14 protein-coding genes are annotated in these 12649 nt (G+C 59.3%); 10 read left to right on the forward strand and 4 right to left on the reverse strand.

The window, feature by feature from the left end:
* Nucleotides 1–142: 142 nt before the first annotated feature.
* Nucleotides 143–973, reverse strand: coding sequence for an aldo/keto reductase (locus BUA94_RS00820; RefSeq protein WP_073007556.1), 831 nt, complete (start codon nucleotides 971–973; stop codon nucleotides 143–145).
* 217 nt (nucleotides 974–1190) lie between these two features.
* On the opposite strand from BUA94_RS00820, the gene BUA94_RS00825 reads away from it, so the two are divergent.
* Together BUA94_RS00825 and BUA94_RS00830 are read left to right on the forward strand one after the other, a co-directional pair.
* Nucleotides 1191–1574: a VOC family protein gene (locus BUA94_RS00825; protein ID WP_073010594.1), complete on the forward strand. Its 384-nt coding sequence runs from the start codon at nucleotides 1191–1193 to the stop codon at nucleotides 1572–1574.
* Nucleotides 1575–1583: 9 nt separating this feature from the next.
* Nucleotides 1584–1961, forward strand: a complete 378-nt coding sequence (locus BUA94_RS00830; RefSeq protein ID WP_073007559.1) for a VOC family protein — start codon at nucleotides 1584–1586, stop codon at nucleotides 1959–1961.
* A 25-nt stretch (nucleotides 1962–1986) separates the two neighbouring features.
* On the opposite strand, the gene recQ is transcribed toward BUA94_RS00830, so the two are convergent.
* Both recQ and BUA94_RS00840 read right to left on the reverse strand, forming a co-directional pair.
* The gene (gene recQ / locus BUA94_RS00835) at nucleotides 1987–3849 is read right to left on the reverse strand and encodes a DNA helicase RecQ (RefSeq protein ID WP_073007562.1); all 1863 of its coding nucleotides are present in this window, start codon (nucleotides 3847–3849) and stop codon (nucleotides 1987–1989) included.
* 108 nt (nucleotides 3850–3957) lie between these two features.
* Nucleotides 3958–4335 (reverse strand): MAPEG family protein, encoded by a 378-nt coding sequence (locus BUA94_RS00840; RefSeq protein WP_073007566.1) that lies wholly within the window; start codon nucleotides 4333–4335, stop codon nucleotides 3958–3960.
* Between the two features lie 149 nt (nucleotides 4336–4484).
* Between BUA94_RS00840 and BUA94_RS00845 the strand changes: the two genes are divergently transcribed.
* Together BUA94_RS00845 and BUA94_RS00850 are read left to right on the forward strand one after the other, a co-directional pair.
* Complete coding sequence (locus BUA94_RS00845) at nucleotides 4485–4841, forward strand: carboxymuconolactone decarboxylase family protein (RefSeq protein WP_073010597.1); 357 nt, start codon at nucleotides 4485–4487, stop codon at nucleotides 4839–4841.
* 204 nt (nucleotides 4842–5045) lie between these two features.
* On the forward strand, nucleotides 5046–5501 hold the full coding sequence (locus BUA94_RS00850) for an arsenate-mycothiol transferase ArsC (RefSeq protein WP_208979932.1): 456 nt from the start codon (nucleotides 5046–5048) through the stop codon (nucleotides 5499–5501).
* 122 nt (nucleotides 5502–5623) lie between these two features.
* Here BUA94_RS00850 and BUA94_RS00855 read toward each other — a convergent pair whose 3' ends face one another.
* Complete coding sequence (locus tag BUA94_RS00855) at nucleotides 5624–6310, reverse strand: GNAT family N-acetyltransferase (protein WP_208979933.1); 687 nt, start codon at nucleotides 6308–6310, stop codon at nucleotides 5624–5626.
* 198 nt (nucleotides 6311–6508) lie between these two features.
* On the opposite strand from BUA94_RS00855, the gene BUA94_RS00860 reads away from it, so the two are divergent.
* The 6 genes from BUA94_RS00860 (at nucleotide 6509) to sucD (ending at nucleotide 12588) form a co-directional block, all read left to right on the forward strand.
* Nucleotides 6509–7033: an AprI/Inh family metalloprotease inhibitor gene (locus tag BUA94_RS00860; protein WP_073007572.1), complete on the forward strand. Its 525-nt coding sequence runs from the start codon at nucleotides 6509–6511 to the stop codon at nucleotides 7031–7033.
* An 80-nt stretch (nucleotides 7034–7113) separates the two neighbouring features.
* Nucleotides 7114–7893: a DUF7662 domain-containing protein gene (locus tag BUA94_RS00865; RefSeq protein ID WP_073007575.1), complete on the forward strand. Its 780-nt coding sequence runs from the start codon at nucleotides 7114–7116 to the stop codon at nucleotides 7891–7893.
* Nucleotides 7894–8112: 219 nt separating this feature from the next.
* Entirely contained in the window at nucleotides 8113–9273 is a 1161-nt protein-coding gene (gene zapE, locus BUA94_RS00870) for a cell division protein ZapE (RefSeq protein ID WP_073007578.1), read from the forward strand.
* A gap of 174 nt (nucleotides 9274–9447) precedes the next feature.
* Nucleotides 9448–10410, forward strand: coding sequence for a malate dehydrogenase (mdh, locus tag BUA94_RS00875; protein WP_073007580.1), 963 nt, complete (start codon nucleotides 9448–9450; stop codon nucleotides 10408–10410).
* Between the two features lie 70 nt (nucleotides 10411–10480).
* Complete coding sequence (gene sucC, locus BUA94_RS00880; RefSeq protein WP_073007585.1) at nucleotides 10481–11680, forward strand: ADP-forming succinate--CoA ligase subunit beta; 1200 nt, start codon at nucleotides 10481–10483, stop codon at nucleotides 11678–11680.
* Nucleotides 11680–12588: a succinate--CoA ligase subunit alpha gene (sucD, locus tag BUA94_RS00885; protein ID WP_073007588.1), complete on the forward strand. Its 909-nt coding sequence runs from the start codon at nucleotides 11680–11682 to the stop codon at nucleotides 12586–12588. The genes sucC and sucD overlap by 1 nt, the downstream gene beginning before the upstream one ends.
* Nucleotides 12589–12649: the final 61 nt, after the last annotated feature.

Consider the following 12649-nt stretch of genomic DNA (forward strand, 5'->3'; position numbering starts at 1 on the left):
CGAGCTGTCCCGGCCTTGAGCCGGGACCTACCGTTTAGCCCTAAAAACCGGATTGAGATCCAGAACTTCCGCGTTTCTCCGTCAGGGACTGCGGAAAGCGCCGGGAACAAGCCGAAAAGCCCTCTCCCGTCTTCCTGTTCCCTCAGAAATCCGCCGTCATCGGGTCAGGTCCCATGCGGTTTCCGCCATTGTCGAGTTTTGCCAAGACCGCCATATCGTCAGCATCGAGTGTGAAATCGAAGACCTGGAAGTTCTGCTTGATCCGGTCTGGATTGGCGGACTTCGGAATCACGACAAGTCCCTGATCCATGTGCCAGCGGATGACGACCTGGGCGGCGGTGCGGCCATGCTTGCGGGCGACTGCGGCGATGTCGCTGTGCTCGAGCAACTTGCCCCGGCCAAGCGGGCTCCAGCTCTGGGTGATGATACCGTGCTTGTCATGGAAGGCGCGCAGTTCGGTCTGCTGGAAGTCGGGGTGCAGTTCGACCTGATTGATGACCGGTGTCTCGCCGGTCTCCGCAATGATTTTTTCCAGATGCTCCGGGCAGAAATTGGAAACGCCGATTGATCTGGCCCGGCCTTCTTCCTTCAGCTTGATGAATGCCTTCCAGGTGTCGAGATAGAGCTCACGGTGCGGGCTCGGCCAGTGGATCAGATAGAGGTCGACATAGTCTGTGCCGAGGCGCTTCAGGCTGTCATCAAAGGCCTTCAGGGTGGTCTCATAGCCCTGTTCGTCATTCCAGAGCTTGGTGGTCAGGAAGATGTCGCCGCGCGCGACACCGGAAGACTGGATGCCCTTGCCGACACCTTCCTCGTTTCCATAGATCGCGGCGGTATCGATATGCCGGTAACCAACTTCCAGAGCGGTTCTTACGGCAACATCTGCTGTTTCGTTGGGCGTTTGCCAGACGCCGAGGCCAACCTGGGGGATGAGTCGACCATCGGCGAACTTGAGCGAAACTTGCGAAGTCATCGCGTGTCTCCTGGTGGGATTTGAAGGCGGGCACTGCGGATCAGACCCGTGAGAAGAGAAAATCTGTCTGACTACATGGTCCGTCGCTCGCGCGTTTCAAGCGCGAAAGGAATATGAGAAAAGTTGCTCAAGAGCGAAAATTGCATCTTTTGCTTGCGCAGTCCAGATATTTGTTCTTTATTTGTTCCTGCTTCGTCAAGAGGGAATTACCATGTCGATTTTTGATCATGTCGGGTTCGAGGTTTCGGACTATTCCGCAGCAAGGGCTTTTTATGACAAGGCGCTTGCACCGCTTGGCATCAAGGTTGTGATGGAAGTGGGCCCTGAGCAGACCGGCAACATCTTCTATTGCGGATATGGTGTTGAACGGCCTGAGTTCTGGATCGGCGGGCAGACTGCCTTGAACAGGGCTGTCCATGTTGCCTTCGCTGCACCGAACCGGTCTATCGTGGACGCCTTTTATGCAGCTGCAATCGCGGCCGGAGGAAAGGACAACGGGGCCCCGGGGCTTCGTCCGCACTACCACGAGAATTACTATGGCGCCTTCGTGCTTGATCCGGACGGTCACAATATCGAAGCCGTCTGCCATCTGCCGGAATAGGAGTTCGACATGCACAAGAGCCGGTTGGCCTGTCTGGTCATTGATTGCAAGGACGCTGATCTGGAGCGTCATGAGACCTTCTGGGCGTCAGCGCTAGGGCGTGGCCGGGAAGAGGGCGTGAAGGACCCGAAGTACCGGGACCTGAAGGGGCCGGCTTCGGAACTGCGCGTTTTGCTGCAGTCGGTCGACCACGAGCCGCGGGTTCATCTGGATATCGAGACGGACAATGTCCCGGCCGAGGTCGCCCGGCTAAAGAAGCTTGGTGCGCAAGAGGTTGGCGCCTGCAAGACCTGGGTCGTGATGCAGGCCCCAAGCGGGCACCGGTTTTGTGTGGTGAATCCCCAGCGTCCAGATTTTGCTGAAAACGCGACGGTCTGGCCGGATTGAGATGCCCGGATTGAGTTGGCTGGGCTTAAAGCGAGCCTTCAAAGGCCTCGATGGCCTCAATGAATTCCTTGCCGTAGCGCTCCAGCTTGGATTGGCCGACGCCGGAGACTGCAAGAAGGGCGGTGTAGGTTCCGGGCCGTGCCTTGGCAATCCCGGCCAGGGTGGCATCGGGAAACACCACATAGGGGGGAACTTCGTTCTCCCTGGCGATCCGCGTGCGAAGGCGGCGGAGCTGCTCAAAGAGTTGCCGGTCCTCGTGGTCCAGGTCATCGGCAAGAGAGGCTGAGCGCTCGCCGCGGGTCTTTTTGAGGCTGGACGCCGCGCGGTCCTTGCGCAAAAGCACCTGCCGTTCGCCGCGGAAGACTGCCCTTGTGTCCTCGGTCAGGACAAGGGCGCCGAAATTCGCGTGATCGACATCCATCAGTCCTGCGGCCACCAGCTGCCGGGCGACCGATTGCCAGACCTTGGGAGAATGTTCCTGGCCGATACCATAGACCGAGAGCGCGGTATGGCCGAAACGGGCGGTTTTCTCGGTTTCCTTGCCCAGGAGGACATCGATGATGTGGCCCGTGCCGAAGCGCTGCTCCGTCCGGTAGACGGCGGAGAGGAATTTCTGGGCGGCCTGGGTGCCATCCCAGGTCTCGACCGGGGAAAGGCAGGTGTCGCAGTTGCCGCAAGGCTTGGGATAGGTTTCGCCGAAATGGGCCAGTAGCGCCTGACGCCGGCAGCCGGACGTCTCGCAGATGCCCAGAAGCGCGTTCAACTTGGCGTTTTCCGCACGTTTGATCTCGTCGGGCGCATCGCCTTCCGCGATCATGCGGCGGCGCTGGACCATGTCGGCCATGCCATAGGCCATCCAGGCTTCGGAAGGGGCACCGTCACGGCCCGCTCGCCCGGTCTCCTGATAATAGGCCTCAACGGAGGAGGGCAGGTCCAGATGGGCGACAAACCTGACGTCCGGCTTGTCGATGCCCATGCCGAAGGCCACGGTTGCGACCAGGCAGAGGCCTTCTTCGAGCAGGAAGGCGTCCTGATTTGCGCCGCGCACGTCCGGTGTAAGGCCTGCATGATAGGGCAGCGCTCGAATGCCCTTGGAGCAGAGCCATTCGGCAATCTCCTCTACCTTGGCGCGGGAGAGGCAATAAACGATGCCGCTCTCGTCCTTGTGGCGGGTCAGGAAGTCGAGCAGCTGCTGGCGCTGATTGGTGCGCTCGACGATCTCATAGCGGATGTTGGGCCGGTCGAAACTGGTGGAGAAGACTTCGGCATTCTCCAGCTTCAGACGGGTGATCAGATCTTCGCGGGTGTGCGGGTCGGCGGTTGCGGTCAGCGCGACGCGGGGAACGCCGGGATAGCGTTCTGCAAGGGTCGTCAGGGAAAGATATTCCGGACGGAAATCATGGCCCCACTGGCTGACGCAATGCGCCTCGTCTATTGCAAAGAGGGCGATCTGAAGCGTGTCGAGAAACCGGCGGAACCCCTCGGTTGCAAGCCGTTCCGGTGTCACATAGAGAAGCTTGAGCGCCCCGGTCCGGGCCTTGGTCCGCACCGCGTCCTGTTCTTCCGGGGACAGGGAGGAATTGAGCGCTGCAGCGGTGACGCCGGCGGCTTCCAGAGCCCCGACCTGATCCTTCATCAAGGCAATCAGCGGTGAAATGACAATGCCCACGCCAGGACGGCAAAGAGCCGGGATCTGGAAGCAGAGAGACTTGCCTGCTCCGGTCGGGAAAAGAACGACTGCGTCCTTGCCGCTGACCAGCATTTCGACGACTTCTGCCTGCCGGCCGCGGAAATCCGGATAGCCAAAGACGTCTCGCAGGATGTCCCGCGGGTCTGTGGAGGCAATGGAAGTCTGTGTGCCGGATGTTTGCGGCTGTGACGCTGGCATGCTTGGCTGATTCCCTGGTTGCCGCACTGTCTCTTATTCGCAGCTTCCGGGCAATCAGGCCGAGGCCAAGAGCTGGGGACTGCACAGCTCAAGGTCCCGGCCCTGTCTTCAGCTCCAGACCGGGCTGGTGAAGATGGCGATGGTGGCAAAAAAGCCGGCGGTCCAGGCAAGGGAGCGGGGAGTTGCCCTGTCCGTCCAGTAGCAGAGAATGTAGATCACTCTGAGACCGATGAAGAGTTCTGCCAGCCGGTCGATCCAGACCGGGTCTCCTCCCTGTCCGAGACCCACAATGACGGCGACGGCGAACAGCGGAAAAGCCTCGAAGCCGTTGGCCTGTGCGCCCTGCGCACGCGCCCTGAAGCCGTCTTTCCAGTATTCCGGGTCACGCGGGCGGGCATTGTCGAATTCCTTGTTCATCTTGGCAGGAAATACCGAGAGAAGCGGCAGGATAGCGGCAATGAGAATGCACCAGACGGCAATGGGCATGGATGAACTCCTCGATGGATAGACCCGAAACAGGCCTGCTTCAGGAGAAGTAGCTGCTTCTGATGCGATTGAGCAAGATCAAGGAATGACCGTTTAGTTTCGATAAAGTGAAACTATTGGATTTCAATCTTGCATCAAAGGAGGACCAGATGTCCGTTTCAGATTGGCAGGACTTCATTTTGCAAACAGATGGCCGCATTGCAGAACTGCGCGGGGGCATTCCCGGCGTGGCAAAGGGGTTTCACGAGGTGGCCCGTTCGGCCATCAAGGCCGGGGCATTGGACGCCAAGACGAAGGAGCTGATGGCTCTGGCGATCGGTATTGCTGCTCGTTGCGATGGTTGCCTTGCCTATCATTCCAAGGCGGCGGCCAAATACGGAGCGACCCGGGAGGAGGTCATGGAAACGATCGGCGTCGCGGTCTACATGGGCGGTGGCCCATCTTTGATCTATGGCGCAGAAGCTTTGTCTGCCTTCGATGCCTTTGCCCGCGAAGGAGAGGAATAGAGGCCCGTCAAAAAAATATTCTCACGGAATATCGGTAAAAATACGAGGTAAAGGCTGGCTTTTTTGAAAGTCGAGCGATCCAGGGGCTGGCTATCCACGGATCTCTCGACCTTGCCGCGTCTTGTCATAATCCCATCTGATGATCGCGCTAGAAGGATGCCGAAATTTGGAATCAATTCCTGTGCGGCGAGATGGAGACGTGACGTGCCAGAAGCGACTATCCTGTTCGTGTGCCCCGATAATTCACTGCTGGGGCCCTTGGCAGAAGCCTATATGAACACGCGTGGACGCGGTCTGGTGAGGGCGTTTTCTGCAGGAACGAAGCCTGCGCAAATGCTGCATCCTGCGGTCTCCAAGCTGCTGTCTGCTCATGAAGTTCCGATCGAGGGCCTGCAGCCGAAGAGCATGGATATCTTCCTGATGCCCCATGCGCCGTTTCCCGATCAGGTGATCTATCTTGCGGACATGCCGCCCGTGAACTTGCCGACCGGCTGGGACAAGGCCGTGTCTGTCGAGAATTGGCAGGTCGCGGGGCCCTCGCCCTTTCCCTCCAGTTTTTCCTATGCGGCTGAATATTTCAGGCGGATCAGGCTGGCCGCAGACCGGGTTCTGCTTGGTGAGCCGCTCGTCGGCCCCACCAGCCGGGCTGAGGTCGCCTGACATTCAGGCGGAAAGTGTGCGATTGCGGATGCGAAACTGAAAATGCCTTGTCCGGCGGCATGTCGGACAAGGCATTTTTCTTGAATATGGACGTGATGGCGCGAAGGTGGTGCCAGCGAGGATCAGCTCGATGTGGCTGCGCCCTGAGGGCGCAAGCGCTCCGTGAGCTGGCTGAGCCAGGAGGGGCGTTCTTCGTGCAATGGGACAAGCCGGCCAATCACATCGCCTGCTTCAAAGGTCATTTCCGCGGAGAACTTGCGGGCCAGCGCCTGCATGTGCCTGTTGGTCGCCAGGCAGTTGATATAGATGTGCCGCACGCCGCGGCCGCGGGCCGCCTTCAGCACCGAGGTCATCAGAGCTGTCGCCAGTCCGGAGCGGCGCCAGTCTTTCTCTACACAAAATGCAGCTTCCGCCAGCTCCAGATCGTCCAGGGACCGGAGCTCCGCGGTTGCGCGCACTAACCCGTCTTCAAAATAAGCGAAGATCAGGGTGTTCAAGGTGAAGGACGTTTCTACATAGCCCTGCAGAAACGTATCTGTTGCGTGCATGGCAAACCGGCTGCGGCGGGTTTCCGGGTCAAGCCGCATCAGGTGATCCTGGAACATGGCCTTGCCGGTCTCGGTCAGGACACGGATTTCACCGGAGCCAAAGGGGACCACGGGGAAGGCGGCGGATTGGATCTTGCTCTGAAATCTAGGGGAGGCATGCCTGGTCACAAGGACCCACAACTTTTGCAGCGCAGGCGTTGCCGCATTGCGCGCATAGGTCAGATAGACTTGAAGCTGATGTGAGACCTTGGAATTCTGCATGGAACGCTCTTCTCGAGAGACCTGTTATCTGTTTCAGGACCTCCCGGGCGCTCCTCCAAAGCACTGACACCATATATCAGCCGCAAATGCGGTTTTTCAATGAACAAATGAACAGGATTTAAGTCGATTTTTGCCTTTCGGGTTCAAGGTGGGTAAGACAAGGCAAAATGTTCGCGGCGGAACAAGGATTGATTCGAGATGAAAAAAACTGTGTCGATTGCATTGATGCTGGGCCTGGCGGTGGCGGTATCTGGCTGCCAGAGGTTCTCGGGATCTCGCGATTATGTGGCTCCGCTGCCGGCAACGCCGACGACACCGGTGGGCCAGGGCTCCCTTCAGCCGCTTGATCCGATGGCTCCGGCACCGGGCACAGTGCAGGACGCACAGACTGCCGGGACCGATCTTGCTGCAAATCCTGTCGCCGAACCCTCCGGCGCAATGGAAATCGGTCGTTCCGACATGGCCGGTGGCTGGAAACTCTCGTCCGGCGGCGAAAGCTGCATGGCTTTCATGGCGCTGACCACATGGTCCGGCGGGTACCGCGCCAACACCCGTGGTTGCACGAGCCCGGCCCTGTCCAGCATCGCTGCGTGGAACCTCTCGGGCAAGCAGGTTGAGCTGAAGGATAGCTCCGGTGCCGTCGTTGCCCAGCTCTATGCAACCTCCGCGCAGCAGTTCAGCGGCAAGACGTCAACCGGTGCGCCGGTGTCCCTGTTCAGATAAAGCAACTCAGGGTTTATTTTTTTATAGACGAAGCACGGAATAGCTGTAAAACTTGACAGGAAGTCAAGGAGGCGGCTGTCATGTCTAAATACGATCCCCTGCGTGAACATCTGGCGCGTCTGGAAGACGTCGTCTGGGCGGCAAAGCTTGATGATGTTGAAGGGGTTCTGGGGTCGAATCTGCCCCGGAGTGCCAGAGAGCACCGGACCTGGTGGGCGAATTCCGGCGGCAGCCTTGTTCACCAGAATGCCTGGCTGGATGCCGGCTGGCGGGTCGAGCGGGCGGATCTTTCAAGAGACATGGTTGTGTTCCGCCGGCTCAGGATCGGCGGAACGGCCCTTGCTCAGAATGGCCGATCCGCGCAGGCGCGTGAGGCATCCTCGCAGAGCGCGCAGGAGCGCGAGCTCGCCAAACTGTCCGCAAACCACAGACAGCCAGTGACCGTAACCTTGCGGGTGGAATGGACTGCCCTGGGAGAGGTGCACAAGGTTCCCTGTTCCTCCGAGGCCCTGCCGTCAACTGCAGGTGTTGCCCGGATTTTCTGGCTTGCTTCCGGTTCTCTGCGCTGTGTTCTGGTGCCTGTGGAGGCCATTCAGCCGTTCTATCGCGCCTTGCGCCTGGAAATTAACGGCTATCCGCCGGAAGGTGGCTTCTCGGGCGATATCCTTCAGGCTCTTGGCTTGCCCGTGGATACGCCGATCGAGTTCGATTTTGTCAAACCGGGCAATGCCTGGCTCCTGACTGATGGGCGTGGCCGCCGGGCTGCTCTGGAGCGGTCGGGCGAGCGCAAGCTGGTTGCAACCCTACTGTCCCAGCAGCTCCGGCAAAACGGCGTGGATGTCCGAATTCTTCATTTGTGAGGCGACGCTGCAGCTCAGTCTCCTGTCTGGCCGGCCTTGCGCCGGCCTTTTTTTTATGAATGGTACCGGTCGGATCAAAAAATACGGCTATGGGGCCGATTGCACTTGCGCGGCCCCGCCAATCTCCTTATCGCAATGGGCGCAGATTGTATGCGCTTGTGCGCATTCTAGCGTGCCCGTCCTTCAGACCTGAAGAAACGGGCAAACGGAGAACCGAAGTTGAAAGTCGATTTGCCCGCCAACCGGGCTCTTCAGCAACGGTATGAGGCATTGGTTTCTTTGGGTGAGATCACCGAAGACCCAATCCAGCTTGATATCGTTCGACGCCTGGACGACCTCAACACCGAGCTGTCTCAGCTGCGCCTTGCTTCCAAAAAAAGCTCTTTGGGCTGGCTTTTCGGCCGGAACCGCAAGCCGGAGACCAGCATCCGGGGGCTCTATGTCTGGGGTGGTGTGGGGCGTGGCAAGACCATGCTCATGGACCTTTTCATGGAAGTGGCTGTGGTCCGGCGCAAGCGCCGCGTGCACTTTCATGAATTCATGGCGGAGACCCATGAGCGGATCTTTGCCTACCGGCAGGCCCTGAAGCGCGGGGAAGTGAAGGGTGATGACCCGATTCCCCCAGTCGCTGAAAAGATTGCCGAAGAAACCCGTCTTCTTTGTTTCGATGAATTCTCGGTCACGGACATTGCAGATGCGATGATCCTGGGGCGCCTCTTCACGCAGCTTTTCGCGTTGGGAGTGGTGGTCGTTGCAACCTCGAATGTGGATCCGCAGGATCTCTATCGCGATGGCCTGAACCGGCAGCTGTTCCTGCCCTTCATCAAGCTTCTGTCCCAAAATGTCGATGTGGTGATGCTCGACAGTCCGACCGACTACCGTCTTGAAAAGCTGGGCGGAGCGGATGTCTATGTCTCTCCGCTTGGCAGTGAAGCGGCTGAGCGGATTGAGGGTCTCTGGAAGAAGCTCACCCACGGGGTGACCCCGCATTCCACGCAGCTTGAAAACAAGGGCAGGGTGATCCCGGTCCGGATGGTTGCCTCCGGTGCAGCGCGTTTCACCTTTGACGAACTCTGCATGCAGCCGCTGGGTGCCGCGGATTATCTGCGCATCGCCCATGGGTTTGGCACGGTGTTTCTGGAAAACGTTCCGGTCATGTCCAAGGCGCGCCGCAATGAGGCGAAGCGCTTCATCAATCTCATCGACACGCTTTATGACAATGGAGTCCGGCTGGTCATCTCTGCGGATGCGGAACCGGACAAGCTTTATCAGGCTGTTGACGGTACGGAAGCTTTTGAGTTCGACCGGACCACTTCCCGGTTGATCGAAATGCGCTCAGAGGCTTATCTGGCGGGAGAAAATACGCGCGCACGCGCATAGGTATACATTCCCTATACGTCAACTAGTAGGGCGTGAGGGGGTCAGGATTTGCGCTGTTTCGGCACCAATAGTCTATAGATTAGGTTGCGCGAGGCAGGCAAAGGGAGTAGTGCCATCGCCAGTCATCGGCAGATGGCATCAAGTTCCATCTTACGTAAAGGGAAACTTTCGGATATGGCGCGGAACAAGATTGCTTTGATCGGCTCTGGTCAGATTGGCGGAACGCTCGCTCATCTTGCAGGCCTGAAGGAACTGGGAGACATCGTTCTCTTCGACATCGCGGAAGGCACCCCGCAGGGTAAGGCGCTCGATATCGCCGAATCGTCCCCGGTGGATGGCTTCGATGCCAAGTTCGCTGGCGCGAACGACTATGCCGCCATCGAAGGCTCCGATGTTGTCATCGTGACCGCAGGCGTGCCGCGCAAGCCGGGCATGAGCCGCGACGACCTTCTTGAAATCAACCTGAAGGTCATGGAGCAGGTCGGTGCTGGCATCGCCAAGTACGCTCCGAATGCATTCGTCATCTGCATCACCAACCCGCTCGACGCGATGGTCTGGGCTCTGCAGAAGTTCTCCGGTCTGCCGAAGAACAAGGTTGTCGGCATGGCCGGCGTGCTCGACAGCGCCCGCTTCCGCTACTTCCTGGCAGACGAGTTCAACGTTTCCGTTGAAGACGTCACGGCTTTCGTTCTGGGCGGCCACGGCGACACCATGGTGCCGCTGACCCGCTACTCCACCGTTGCCGGCATTCCGCTGACCGACCTGGTCAAGATGGGCTGGTGCACGGCCGAGCGTCTGGAAGAAATCGTCCAGCGCACCCGTGACGGCGGCGCAGAAATCGTCGGCCTGCTGAAGACCGGCTCTGCCTTCTACGCTCCGGCATCCTCCGCCATCGCAATGGCTGAGAGCTACCTGCGCGACAAGAAGCGCGTTCTGCCTTGCGCAGCCGCTCTCGACGGTCAGTACGGCCTCAAGGACACCTATGTCGGTGTTCCGGTCGTCATCGGTGCCGATGGCGTCGAGCGCGTGATCGAAATCGACATGAGCGCAGACGAGAAGGCCATGTTCGACAAGTCCGTCGCATCCGTCGACGGTCTGGTTGAGGCCTGCAAGAAGATCCAGCCGTCGCTCGCCTGAGCTGATTGCTGACCTGAAAGATGACCGCCGCTGATCCTCAGTGGCGGTCCTCCGAAAACGGGGGAAACCGATGAACATCCATGAATATCAGGCCAAAGCGGTACTGAAAGAATATGGCGCGCCGGTCGCTGAAGGCGTCGCGATCTTCTCTGCTGACGAAGCAGAAGCCGCTGCAAAGAGCCTTCCGGGTCCGCTCTGGGTCGTGAAGTCCCAGATCCACGCTGGTGGCCGCGGCAAGGGCAAGTTCAAGGAACTGCCGGCTGATGCCAAGGGCGGTGTCCGTCTCGCCTTCTCTCTGGAAGACGTGATCAAGAACGCCAAGGAAATGCTCGGCAACACCCTTGTCACCGCCCAGACGGGCGATGCCGGCAAGGTCGTGAACCGTCTCTACATCGAAGACGGCGCCGACATCGAGCGCGAACTCTATCTCTCCATCCTGGTTGACCGCTCCGTCGGCCGTCCGGCTTTCGTGGTGTCCACCGAAGGCGGCATGGACATCGAAGCTGTTGCCGAACACACCCCGGAAAAGATCGTCACCTTGCCGATCGATCCGGAAACCGGTGTGACCGAAGCGGATGCCGGCAATCTCTGCGACGCGCTGAAGCTCGAAGGCGAAGCCCGCGCTGACGCGATGAAGCTGTTCCCGATCCTCTACAAGGCATTCATGGAAAAAGACATGAGCCTTCTGGAGATCAACCCGCTGATCGTCATGAAGGACGGCCGCGTGCGCGTTCTCGACGCCAAGGTGTCTTTCGACGGCAACGCCCTGTTCCGTCATCCGGAAATCGTTGCCCTGCGCGACGAGACCGAAGAAGACGCCAAGGAAATCGAAGCGTCCAAGTGGGACCTCGCCTACGTCGCCCTCGATGGCAACATCGGCTGCATGGTCAACGGCGCTGGCCTTGCCATGGCAACCATGGACATCATCAAGCTCTACGGCAAGGAGCCGGCGAACTTCTGTGACGTCGGTGGTGGTGCTGGCAAGGAGAAGGTTGCTGCAGCCTTCAAGATCATCACGGCTGACCCGAAGGTCGAGGGCATCCTCGTCAACATCTTCGGCGGCATCATGAAGTGCGACGTCATCGCGGAAGGCGTTCTCGCCGCCGTGACCGAAGTCGGCCTCAAGGTTCCGCTTGTGGTTCGCCTCGAAGGTACCAACGTCGAACTCGGCAAGAAGATCATCGCCGAAAGCGGTCTGAACGTGATCGCTGCTGACGACCTCGACGACGCCGCCCAGAAAATCGTTGCTGCCGTGAAGGGAGCCGCCTGATGTCTATCCTTGTCAATAAAGACACGAAGATCATCGTTCAGGGCCTGACCGGCAAGACCGGTACGTTCCACACGGAACAGGCTCTGCAGTACTACGGCACCCAGATGGTGGCCGGTGTGCACCCGAAGAAGGGCGGCGAAAGCTGGACTTCTGGCGTGGATGCCTCTGCCTCTCTGCCGATCTTCGCCACCGTTGGTGAAGCCAAGGAAGCAACCGGTGCCGATGCATCCGTGATCTACGTTCCGCCGGCAGGCGCGGGCGCAGCGATCATCGAAGCGATCGACGCAGAAGTGCCGTTCATCGTCTGCATCACGGAAGGTATTCCGGTTGCCGACATGGTGAAGGTCAAGGCGAAGCTTGAAAAGTCCAAGTCCCGCCTGCTCGGCCCGAACTGCCCGGGTATCTTGACCCCTGAAGAATGCAAGATCGGCATCATGCCGGGCTCCATCTTCAAGAAGGGCTCCGTCGGGGTTGTCTCGCGCTCTGGCACGCTTACCTACGAAGCAGTGTTCCAGACCTCCAACGCCGGCCTCGGCCAGACCACGGCTGTCGGTATCGGCGGCGACCCGGTCAAGGGCACCGAGTTCATCGACGTCCTGGAAATGTTCCTGGCGGACGACGAGACCCAGTCGATCATCATGATCGGCGAGATCGGTGGCGCGGCTGAAGAAGAAGCAGCCCAGTTCCTGATCGACGAAGCCAAGAAGGGCCGCAAGAAGCCGATGGCCGGTTTCATCGCGGGCCGGACGGCTCCGAAGGGCCGCACCATGGGCCACGCCGGCGCGGTTATCTCCGGCGGCAAGGGCGGCGCGGAAGACAAGATCGCAGCCATGGAAGCGGCAGGCATCAAGGTGTCTCCGTCTCCGGCAAAGCTGGGCGAGACCCTGCTCGAAGTCCTGAAGGGCTAAGAGTTAAAAATGTCGCCAGCCGAACGGAAAGTGTTTACGTTCGGGAAGGCATGATGCACAA

The sequence above is a fragment of the Roseibium suaedae genome (assembly GCF_900142725.1).
In the GTDB taxonomy this organism is placed as follows: Bacteria; Pseudomonadota; Alphaproteobacteria; order Rhizobiales; family Stappiaceae; genus Roseibium; species Roseibium suaedae.

Coding starts and splice junctions, on each gene's coding strand:
- BUA94_RS00830 (WP_073007559.1), top strand. CDS start 1,584: ATGCACAAGAGCCGGTTGGCCTGTCTGGTCATTGATTGCAAGGACGCT.
- BUA94_RS00820 (WP_073007556.1), bottom strand. CDS start 973: ATGACTTCGCAAGTTTCGCTCAAGTTCGCCGATGGTCGACTCATCCCC.
- BUA94_RS00845 (WP_073010597.1), top strand. CDS start 4,485: ATGTCCGTTTCAGATTGGCAGGACTTCATTTTGCAAACAGATGGCCGC.
- BUA94_RS00865 (WP_073007575.1), top strand. CDS start 7,114: ATGTCTAAATACGATCCCCTGCGTGAACATCTGGCGCGTCTGGAAGAC.
- BUA94_RS00860 (WP_073007572.1), top strand. CDS start 6,509: ATGAAAAAAACTGTGTCGATTGCATTGATGCTGGGCCTGGCGGTGGCG.
- BUA94_RS00840 (WP_073007566.1), bottom strand. CDS start 4,335: ATGCCCATTGCCGTCTGGTGCATTCTCATTGCCGCTATCCTGCCGCTT.
- BUA94_RS00855 (WP_208979933.1), bottom strand. CDS start 6,310: ATGCAGAATTCCAAGGTCTCACATCAGCTTCAAGTCTATCTGACCTAT.
- sucD (WP_073007588.1), top strand. CDS start 11,680: ATGTCTATCCTTGTCAATAAAGACACGAAGATCATCGTTCAGGGCCTG.
- mdh (WP_073007580.1), top strand. CDS start 9,448: ATGGCGCGGAACAAGATTGCTTTGATCGGCTCTGGTCAGATTGGCGGA.
- recQ (WP_073007562.1), bottom strand. CDS start 3,849: ATGCCAGCGTCACAGCCGCAAACATCCGGCACACAGACTTCCATTGCC.
- sucC (WP_073007585.1), top strand. CDS start 10,481: ATGAACATCCATGAATATCAGGCCAAAGCGGTACTGAAAGAATATGGC.